Here is a 1,191-nt window from a genome sequence, read left to right on the forward strand (position 1 = left end):
TTACGCGATGACCTTGGCGACGACGCCGGCGCCGACGGTGCGGCCGCCTTCGCGGATCGCGAAGCGCAGGCCTTCATCCATCGCGATCGGCGCGATCAGCTCGACATCCATCGACACGTTGTCGCCCGGCATCACCATCTCGACGCCGGCCGGCAGCGCCACAACACCGGTCACGTCGGTGGTGCGGAAGTAGAACTGCGGGCGGTAGTTGGTGAAGAACGGGGTATGACGGCCACCCTCTTCCTTGGTCAGGATGTAGGCTTCGGCCTTGAACTTGGTGTGCGGGGTGATCGAACCCGGCTTGGCCAGAACCTGGCCGCGCTCGACGTCCTCACGCTGCACGCCGCGCAGCAGCGCGCCGATGTTGTCGCCGGCCTCGCCGCTGTCCAGCAGCTTGCGGAACATTTCAACGCCGGTCACGGTGGTCTTCACGGTGGCCTTCAGACCAACGATCTCGACTTCCTCACCGACCTTGACGATGCCGCGCTCGACGCGACCGGTCACAACCGTGCCGCGGCCCGAGATCGAGAACACGTCTTCCACCGGCATCAGGAACGGCTTGTCCTTCGGACGCTCCGGCTGCGGGATGTAGCGGTCGACTTCGGCCATCAGCTTCAGGATGGCGTCGTGGCCCAGGTCCTTGTTGCTGTCCTCAAGGGCAGCCAGCGCCGAACCGCGCACGATCGGGATGTCGTCGCCCGGGAAATCATACTTCGACAGCAGCTCGCGCACTTCCAGCTCGACCAGGTCGAGCAGTTCGGCGTCGTCCACCATGTCGCACTTGTTCATGAACACGACCAGCGACGGCACGCCGACCTGGCGGGCCAGCAGGATGTGCTCGCGCGTCTGCGGCATCGGGCCGTCAGCGGCCGACACAACCAGGATCGCGCCGTCCATCTGGGCGGCACCGGTGATCATGTTCTTCACATAGTCGGCGTGGCCGGGGCAGTCGACATGCGCATAGTGGCGGTTCGCCGTCTCGTACTCGACATGGCTGGTCGAGATCGTGATGCCGCGCGCCTTCTCTTCCGGCGCCTTGTCGATCTGGTCATAGGCCGTGAACGACGCGCCGCCGCTTTCCGCCAGCACCTTCGTGATCGCTGCCGTCAAAGACGTCTTGCCATGGTCAACGTGACCAATCGTACCAATGTTGCAGTGCGGCTTGTTACGCTCAAACTTTGCCTTGGCCAT

1 protein-coding gene is annotated in these 1,191 nt (G+C 64.2%); it reads right to left on the minus strand.

The annotated features are described in order from the left end of the window. Complete coding sequence (gene tuf / locus AC1ROB_RS22500; protein WP_492973784.1) at positions 1 to 1,191, minus strand: elongation factor Tu; 1,191 nt, start codon at positions 1,189 to 1,191, stop codon at positions 1 to 3.

This window comes from Ferrovibrio sp. GW821-FHT12F09, from assembly GCF_058806775.1.

What these genes read in the sequence shown, in the direction of transcription:
- tuf (WP_492973784.1), bottom strand. Translation starts at nt 1,191, where the DNA reads ATGGCCAAGGCAAAGTTTGAGCGTAACAAGCCGCACTGCAACATTGGT.